General features: G+C 37.8%; 6 protein-coding genes, 16 tRNA genes, 2 rRNA genes and 1 pseudogene. 1 reads left to right on the forward strand and 24 read right to left on the reverse strand.

Annotated elements, in window-relative coordinates; genetic code table 11:
* Positions 1-20 precede the first annotated feature (20 nt).
* From AC22L0_RS26160 to AC22L0_RS26190, 7 genes are all read right to left on the reverse strand, one after another.
* Entirely contained in the window at positions 21-908 is an 888-nt protein-coding gene (locus AC22L0_RS26160; RefSeq protein WP_000260592.1) for an amidase domain-containing protein, read from the reverse strand.
* Between the two features lie 44 nt (positions 909-952).
* Positions 953-2,095 (reverse strand): tRNA epoxyqueuosine(34) reductase QueG, encoded by a 1,143-nt coding sequence (queG, locus tag AC22L0_RS26165; RefSeq protein WP_000345216.1) that lies wholly within the window; start codon positions 2,093-2,095, stop codon positions 953-955.
* A gap of 199 nt (positions 2,096-2,294) precedes the next feature.
* A tRNA-Gly gene (locus AC22L0_RS26170) sits at positions 2,295-2,368 on the reverse strand.
* Positions 2,369-2,483: 115 nt separating this feature from the next.
* Complete coding sequence (locus AC22L0_RS26175) at positions 2,484-3,134, reverse strand: DsbA family protein (protein ID WP_000841306.1); 651 nt, start codon at positions 3,132-3,134, stop codon at positions 2,484-2,486.
* 187 nt (positions 3,135-3,321) lie between these two features.
* Positions 3,322-4,098, reverse strand: coding sequence for a transglycosylase domain-containing protein (locus tag AC22L0_RS26180; RefSeq protein WP_000664715.1), 777 nt, complete (start codon positions 4,096-4,098; stop codon positions 3,322-3,324).
* A gap of 492 nt (positions 4,099-4,590) precedes the next feature.
* Complete coding sequence (locus tag AC22L0_RS26185) at positions 4,591-5,052, reverse strand: NUDIX hydrolase (protein ID WP_000400456.1); 462 nt, start codon at positions 5,050-5,052, stop codon at positions 4,591-4,593.
* A 147-nt stretch (positions 5,053-5,199) separates the two neighbouring features.
* On the reverse strand, positions 5,200-5,919 hold the full coding sequence (locus AC22L0_RS26190; protein WP_000532952.1) for a YebC/PmpR family DNA-binding transcriptional regulator: 720 nt from the start codon (positions 5,917-5,919) through the stop codon (positions 5,200-5,202).
* Positions 5,920-6,137: 218 nt separating this feature from the next.
* Between AC22L0_RS26190 and AC22L0_RS26195 the strand changes: the two are divergent.
* Positions 6,138-6,245 (forward strand): annotated as a pseudogene (locus AC22L0_RS26195) (DUF3884 family protein); the annotation flags it as partial.
* Positions 6,246-6,362: 117 nt separating this feature from the next.
* Here AC22L0_RS26195 and AC22L0_RS26200 read toward each other — a convergent pair.
* The 17 genes from AC22L0_RS26200 to AC22L0_RS26280 form a co-directional block, all read right to left on the reverse strand.
* Positions 6,363-6,444: transfer RNA gene (locus AC22L0_RS26200), tRNA-Leu, on the reverse strand.
* Between the two features lie 10 nt (positions 6,445-6,454).
* Positions 6,455-6,525, reverse strand: a tRNA-Cys gene (locus AC22L0_RS26205).
* A gap of 14 nt (positions 6,526-6,539) precedes the next feature.
* Positions 6,540-6,614 (reverse strand) — tRNA-Gly (locus tag AC22L0_RS26210).
* A 5-nt stretch (positions 6,615-6,619) separates the two neighbouring features.
* Positions 6,620-6,694: transfer RNA gene (locus AC22L0_RS26215), tRNA-Gln, on the reverse strand.
* A 63-nt stretch (positions 6,695-6,757) separates the two neighbouring features.
* A tRNA-His gene (locus tag AC22L0_RS26220) sits at positions 6,758-6,833 on the reverse strand.
* 19 nt (positions 6,834-6,852) lie between these two features.
* A tRNA-Trp gene (locus AC22L0_RS26225) sits at positions 6,853-6,926 on the reverse strand.
* 7 nt (positions 6,927-6,933) lie between these two features.
* A tRNA-Tyr gene (locus AC22L0_RS26230) sits at positions 6,934-7,017 on the reverse strand.
* A 10-nt stretch (positions 7,018-7,027) separates the two neighbouring features.
* Positions 7,028-7,103: transfer RNA gene (locus AC22L0_RS26235), tRNA-Thr, on the reverse strand.
* Between the two features lie 18 nt (positions 7,104-7,121).
* Positions 7,122-7,197: transfer RNA gene (locus AC22L0_RS26240), tRNA-Phe, on the reverse strand.
* A 9-nt stretch (positions 7,198-7,206) separates the two neighbouring features.
* Positions 7,207-7,282, reverse strand: a tRNA-Asp gene (locus tag AC22L0_RS26245).
* A 3-nt stretch (positions 7,283-7,285) separates the two neighbouring features.
* Positions 7,286-7,362 (reverse strand) — tRNA-Met (locus tag AC22L0_RS26250).
* Positions 7,363-7,388: 26 nt separating this feature from the next.
* Positions 7,389-7,464 (reverse strand) — tRNA-Val (locus tag AC22L0_RS26255).
* A gap of 4 nt (positions 7,465-7,468) precedes the next feature.
* Positions 7,469-7,543, reverse strand: a tRNA-Glu gene (locus AC22L0_RS26260).
* Between the two features lie 17 nt (positions 7,544-7,560).
* Positions 7,561-7,652 (reverse strand) — tRNA-Ser (locus tag AC22L0_RS26265).
* Between the two features lie 2 nt (positions 7,653-7,654).
* A tRNA-Asn gene (locus tag AC22L0_RS26270) sits at positions 7,655-7,729 on the reverse strand.
* Between the two features lie 8 nt (positions 7,730-7,737).
* Positions 7,738-7,853: ribosomal RNA gene (gene rrf, locus AC22L0_RS26275) — 5S ribosomal RNA — on the reverse strand.
* Between the two features lie 100 nt (positions 7,854-7,953).
* Positions 7,954-8,048, reverse strand: a 23S ribosomal RNA gene (locus AC22L0_RS26280); the annotation flags it as partial.

The raw sequence follows: 8,048 nt of genomic DNA on the forward strand, positions 1-8,048 counted from the left end.
ACCACTTGAGCGAAAAATCTCTACCCATTAATAATATGAAAGAATTTATATTTCATTTGTGGTGTATATTTACTAGAGTCTTCATAGTTCCAATAACGTCGACGGCTATTCGCTGAATGTGCATTTACAAGCGGCATACCATCTGCATCTTTTGCTACTACAATCGTCGTATGATTCCATCTTCCGTCATCCTCGAAATCATAAGCAATGACATCTCCAAGAATAAGTTCTTCTGGCCTCTCTACCGCCTCTGCTCGAAGTCCTGTTGTAGCACCTGACAAATACCAATAAAAAGAATGTGCAACAGCCCAGCTCCAGCTCCACTGATTCTCCCTTTGCCACCATCCTTTACGAATATTAGGATATCCGCTCATAGGTACTTCTCCAGTATGAAGACATTGAGAAATGAAATTCGTACAATTATCAGGGAAATTACGATACATAGGATTTCGGTCATCCCACCAACGCTCTGCATATTTCACTGCCTCTAAACGATTATACTGATAAGAACCGTACTTCTCTTTCGTAATTTCCCTTTCTAATGTCTCACCCATTCTAATTTCTTCTGACACTTCAATAGCATAATCGCCTATAATCCGACTATTATTTAAACAAACTCTTCGTTTTAATTGTTCCTCTTCAATATAAAATAATTCTTTATGCTTAATTAAATATTTAAAATGTATTTGATAATCAATTTCTTGATGGTCATTACTATTTAATTGTCTAATGAAAGAAACATCCGCAGTTGCTTTCACTATATGTGCACTACGTCTTTGAAACAATTGTTTCTTTCTCAGTGCCATTTGTAGTAAATCCTCAGCAATACCATCCACATTCGTTCTTTTCTCCGTTATATATGCTAAAAATTGTTGTACTTGGTTTTCAATCTTCGTTTTTACAACCATTCTGTCTCCCTCCCATATTACAATATGAAAAAGGGAAATATTATCTACTCTTTTTTCTGTGCTAACAATTCAAGCCCGCGATTCATTTCATGAAGCACTTCTTCATCTTTCTCACGTTCCATCGCTTTCTCAATCGCTTCGCCTACTCCATCTCCGCCAATTTTCCCAAGTGCCCATGCTGCCGTTCCGCGTAGTACTGGTCTTGGGTCATCTTTCATAACACCAATTAAATCAGGAATTGCCGATGTTTCTTTAAAATGTGCTAATGCTAAAATCGCATTTCTTTGCAGTGGCTTTTTCCCTCTCCATGACCCTGACATAATCCCATATTTCTCTTTAAAATCACGATTACTAATTGTTAAAAGTGGCGTTAATAATGGTTTAACTAGCTCAGGATCCGGCTCCATCTCAGGATGATTATGAAAATCCATTCCTTTGTTTTTCGGGCAAACAGTCTGACACGTATCACATCCATATATACGATTTCCTATTTTATCGCGATATTCTTCAGGTAGGAATCCTTTCGTCTGTGTTAAAAACGCAATGCACTTCTTCGAATCTAACTGTCCCCCCTGTATTAAAGCACCGGTAGGACAAATATCGATACATTTCGTACAGCCCCCGCATTGATCTTCTATCGGCTTATCTGGCGGGAATGGAACATTTGTAATCATTTCCCCTAAGTATACGTACGAACCAAATTCAGGTGTAATAATAGAGCAGTTTTTACCGCTCCATCCAATGCCTGCACGCTCTGATACAGCTCGATCACTTAATTCACCTGTATCAACCATGGACTTCACTTCTATATCCGGAAGTTTTTCAATTAAATATGCTTCTAATTTTTGCAAACGATCTCGTAAAACAAGATGATAATCTTGTCCCCAAGAAGCACGACAAAAAATCCCACGGCGTTCTCCACGCTTACTTAATGGTGCATTTTTTAATTTTGAAGGATATGCTAAAGCAATCGCAATAATTGATTTAGCACCCGGTAATAACAGTTGCGGATTCGTTCTCTTCTCTATATCAGGCTCTTCAAATCCAGATTGATAATTTAATTGTTGTTGCTGGATTAAGCGCTGCTTTAATTCCTCAAAAGGAGAAGCACTCGCAAAGCCTATTTTATCTATGCCAATTGTTTTACTATACGCAATTACATCTTGCTTTAATTGTTCAAAATCCACTCTTAATCGCCTCCTCAGATGAATCCATCCCTTATGTAACGACTCTATTGGTTAGTAATTCACTTTTGGAATACTATTATTTACTTCTATTTTCGCATGTAATTAGGTTTTTCAAACATTAAAAAACGCAATGCCTCGTTTATCTCGGAAACGAAACACTGCGTTGATCACAATTTATAGAAAAACATTTAATAAAATTTGGAGCGGGTGAAGAGAATCGAACTCTCGACCAGAGCTTGGAAGGCTCTTGTTTTACCACTAAACTACACCCGCAAATATGAATTACATATAAGATATTAGAATAACTTATGTAAAGTAGTATAGCATGTAAAAAAAGTAGAGGCAAGAATTTTATCGAAAAAAGTCGAAAAAGTGATGAGAGACCTCATCACTTTTTCAATTCTTTATCAATTGCCTTCTTCATACTATCGAAATCAGGGTTTGCAAGATTTCCGTTTACATATACAGAAGGAGCACCTTGAACTTTTAATTTTTGAGCACGATCTGAATCTTTACGTACTTTTTCTTTAATGTCTTTACTGTGTAAATCTTTCTTAAATTGCTCTACATCAACTTTTGGAAGTTTCTCTTTCACAATGCTAAGAAGCAAATCTTCTGTAATCCATTCTTCCGTATCTTTCTTTTGATTTTGATAAATCTCATCATAGAAGATCCAGAATGAATCTTTATCTTGTTTATAAATTGCTTCACCAGCTGCTGCACCTAAATCCGAGTCTTTTCCGATAAATGGGAAGTTAATAAAATATAACTGCACTTTGCCTTTATCAATATACTCTTCTTTTAATCGAGGTAATACTGTTACATCCCAAGTACGACAAGCAGGACATTTAAAGTCTCCAAATTCAACTACCTTAACTGGAGCATCATCTTTCCCTAAAGATTGTTGCGTAGAATAAGCAAACATCTCATTCCCTTTATCTTTTTTGTCATTTATGATGCTATACGCAATTGTTCCAATTACAATCAATACTGCGATAGAAAAAACTATACCAAGAGCCATGAGTTTATTTGATTTCATATACATTCCTCTTTAAATTCATATTCTGTATACAGCATTGTACACAATACACATAATATCAACACTTATATACGTCACGCAATGAACACGCTCACATAAATTACAAAAACACAATAATTGTGACGATATTGTGTCACAATTTGTCACAATTTATTCAAAAAAAGAAGCTCCTCTGTAGGAACTTCTCTTAACTTACTGCTTTTTTGCGCGCGCTATTTAACATCGACTGCTCTATTTTTATATCATGACGAATTACTAATTTCTCACTAACTGCTTGAACATACTCATCATGGCTTATATAGCCTTCTTTCTCCATTAGTCTCAAAACGACATTTCGTCTCTCTACTGCTTTATCATAGTTTTGGGCAGGTGAGTAATAAGCAGGTGCTTTTACTACAGCAGCCATCATTGCACTTTCAGCCAACGTTAATTGGTTCACCTTTTTACCGAAGTAAAGGTTTGCTGCTTTTTCAATTCCCCACGCTCCTTCTCCATAATAAATATTACTTACATATAATTTTAAAATTTCATCCTTCGTAAATGTGCGTTCAATTTTTTTCGTATAAAAAATCTCTTTCCACTTACGAGAAAATGTACGTTCATTTGTTAAAAAAGCATTTTTAGATAGCTGTTGTGTAATCGTGCTTCCTCCTTGCACGACACCACCAGCCTTTATATTCTCAACTGAGGCTCTAATAATTGCTATATAATCTAAACCGTTATGATGATAAAATCTTTTATCTTCTGTCGCAATAAATGCATGTGTTAATGATTCTGGCACCTCTAACTTAGCCGGTACATGTAATTTACTAATATCACTTTTCTCAATCATTACATTTCCAATGAATAATAACGTACAACTTAACAATAATAATAATATAATGGCTTTATAAAAAAGTTTAGTCATTGGATTTAATGCAACTTTTTGATGATAGTTCACCCTAGATAATACTCGTTCTTTCATCTTGAACACCTCTTTTCCACACAGCATATAACTCTTACTTTAAGAATACATTGTTGTAAAAAAATATCCCATCGATTTCTCTTACACGTACCTTACATCATTGTAAGGTATAAAGTGAAACTTTAATGAGCCCTCATCAATCAGGCTTACTGCCCAGCAAATAGTGGGATAAAAAAGTATTGTATCACAGTATTTTTTTATCTACTATTCATCTGAAATATTGAATATAGGTTATGTTAAAGCACGAATAACCAATAAAAGAGAAACCCTTAAGACTATTATATTTTCACTTTACACTTTAATTATATCATCTACAAATATATATACTTTTGACTATCTAGTAATCTAAATGTATATAACATATAGATTTATTATACAGAACAAACGTTCTATAAATCAATACTAGTGTTATTATTATTTTGACCTTTTTCTTAAACAGTATACAAAAAAGAGTAGTGATTCGAATGTATCTCAAATCGGCTACTCTTTTCTTTACAATCTTCCTATTAAATTATACGGCTGTACTTCCCACGTTTCATACGGAATAAAATGTGTTGCTCTCATTGCATCAAGCGTTCTGGATTTCATATGAGGACGCGTTATATACTCATCTATGTTCTCTTCATTTAAATCAACAAATTTAGCCTCTTGTATCTCTTCAGGTTGAGTTTTTATTTCACCACTTATATATGCTACTTTAAAAACAACAGCTAGAATATGCATAGAGGTATTATAATAAACCCCTGTAATTCCGATAGGCTTCACCGTTAACCCTGTTTCCTCTTTTATTTCCCTACAGACAGCTTGATCGAGCGCTTCGCCTTCTTCTACCTGTCCTCCTGGCAACTCCCACGTATCAGCTCGCCAGTGCACTTTTGTTAATAACACTTCATTTTTTTCATTTGTTAAATAACCTGCTACAGCAACTATATGCTTTGGTGTCTTATGTTCCATATTAAGCCTCCTAGAGATAATGAATATTTTATATATCCCTATAATCATATTCACTACCTACAACAAAATACCTTTAATACTTCATCACCTTAATTAACTTCATAAAAAAAGACCCTATCCGCTAAGCGAAAAGGGTCATCTATCGTATTACTCTCCTAAGTCTACGTTGTGATAAACTTGTTGAACATCTTCCAAATCTTCTAATGCATCAACCATTTTCTCAAATTGTGCTTGAGCATCTTCAGGAAGTGTTACATCACTTTGTGCAAGCATTGTTAATTCTGCAACTGTAAACTCCTCAACGCCAGCACCTTTAAGTGCAGATTGTACTGCATGGAATTGATCTGGTTCAGCATACACGATAACAGAATCTTCTTCTTCTAGAATGTCACGTGCATCTACATCTGCTTCCATTAAAATTTCAAGAACTTCATCTGATGTTTTACCTTCAAGGCCGATAACAGCTGTCGCATCAAACATGTAAGCTACAGAACCGTTCACACCCATATTACCACTGTTTTTGCTAAATGCAGCTCGTACATCTGCTGCAGTACGGTTTACGTTATTTGTAAGTGTATCTACAATAACCATAGCTCCATTTGGTCCGAATCCTTCATAACGAAGCTCGTCATAATTTTCTTCTGAACCGCCTTTTGCTTTTTCAACTGCACGATCAATAATTGTTCTTGGAACATTGTATGTTTTCGCACGCTCTAATACAACTCTTAGCGCTTGGTTTGATTCTGGATCTGGCTCGCCTTGTTTTGCTGCCACATAAATTTCACGCCCAAATTTCGCGTATATACGGCTTGTATTTGCATCTTTTGATGCTTTTTTGTCTTTAATATTGTTCCATTTACGGCCCATACTTTCCACTCTCTTTCCCGTTTTAAATCTACATAAAAATATTAATATGAAATATAATGTGTGTTCAACACATTTTTAAAAGAAATATAAAAAGTTCATTTTTGATTCATATTACAGACATAATATAAATCACTATCATTTTGTTCTTTCGACAAGTTATATTATACATGAATTCCTACGTTTATTACGAATTTTAGAAGCACCTAGTATAATTTAACAAAAAGAAGTTTTTAGAGATTACAAACTTAACCGTTGATAATGTACTAATATCTACTGGTGGTATCGGATTTAACTTCATGTCACCGGGGTGGAGAAATTCTCTCTAGAGTACTCGAAAGAAATATTGTATATACAATATTTTTTCTGCTTATTTTGTCATGTAATGAAAAGAAAACAAAAAAGCTCTATACTAATTGTATAGAGCTTTTTTACGCCGTTCATGATACCGATGGTCGGGGTCGAACCGACACTCCCGAAGGAACACGATTTTGAGTCGTGCGCGTCTGCCAATTCCGCCACATCGGCACAAAAGAAAAGGCGGCAACCGGATTTGAACCGGTGATAAAGGTTTTGCAGACCTCTGCCTTACCACTTGGCTATGCCGCCATATTAAATTTTATTGGAGCGGAAGACGGGATTCGAACCCGCGACCCCAACCTTGGCAAGGTTGTATTCTACCACTGAACTACTTCCGCAAAAATGGCTGGGCTAGCTGGATTCGAACCAGCGCATGACGGAGTCAAAGTCCGTTGCCTTACCGCTTGGCTATAGCCCATCGAATTCTTACTTAATTATATGTACGTATCCATTAGATTATTTGCAATTTTTAAAATAAAAATGGGGCGACTGATGGGAATCGAACCCACGAATGCCGGAGCCACAATCCGGTGCGTTAACCACTTCGCCACAACCGCCATGTTGTGTAAATATATTTGGCAGGGGCAGTAGGAATCGAACCCACACTGGAGGTTTTGGAGACCTCAGTTCTACCTTTAAACTATGCCCCTATGTAAATGGTGGAGGGGGGCAGATTCGAACTGCCGAACCCGAAGGAGCGGATTTACAGTCCGCCGCGTTTAGCCACTTCGCTACCCCTCCGAAACTTACATGGTGCCGGCTAGAGGACTTGAACCCCCAACCTACTGATTACAAGTCAGTTGCTCTACCAATTGAGCTAAGCCGGCGTATTTTATTAAAATAAATGGTGGCTCGGGACGGAATCGAACCGCCGACACGAGGATTTTCAGTCCTCTGCTCTACCGACTGAGCTACCGAGCCTTATTAAAATGGCGGTCCCGACCGGGGTCGAACCGGCGATCTCCTGCGTGACAGGCAGGCATGTTAACCACTACACCACGGGACCATTTGGTTGCGGGGACAGGATTTGAACCTGCGACCTTCGGGTTATGAGCCCGACGAGCTACCGTGCTGCTCCACCCCGCGATAATACTATTTATATAAAATTTATATGGTGGAGGATGACGGGATCGAACCGCCGACCCCCTGCTTGTAAGGCAGGTGCTCTCCCAGCTGAGCTAATCCTCCAAAGTGGTGACCCGTACGGGATTCGAACCCGTGTTACCGCCGTGAAAGGGCGGTGTCTTAACCACTTGACCAACGGGCCAAATATTATAAATCCTATGGCGGAGAGCAAGGGATTCGAACCCTTGATACGCTTGTGACGTATACACGATTTCCAATCGTGCTCCTTCGGCCAACTCGGACAGCTCTCCAATGGCTCCGCAGGTAGGAATCGAACCTACGACCGATCGGTTAACAGCCGATAGCTCTACCGCTGAGCTACTGCGGAATAATATTGCCTGGCAACGTCCTACTCTCACAGGGACAAGGTCCCAACTACCATCGGCGCTAGAGAGCTTAACTTCCGTGTTCGGTATGGGAACGGGTGTGACCTCTCTGCCATCATTACCAGACATTATTCTTTTGAGACAATCATTATTATAACTTATTTACTTTAAAAGTCAACAAGTTTTTTATGTTCTCTCAAAACTAGATAACATTGCTACATATTATATGGTTAAGTCCTCGATCTATTAGTATTCGTCAGCTCCACATGTCACCATGCTTCCACCTCGAACCTATCAACCTGATCATCTTTCAGGGATCTT

This window comes from Bacillus sp. LQ01 (genome assembly GCF_057624735.1).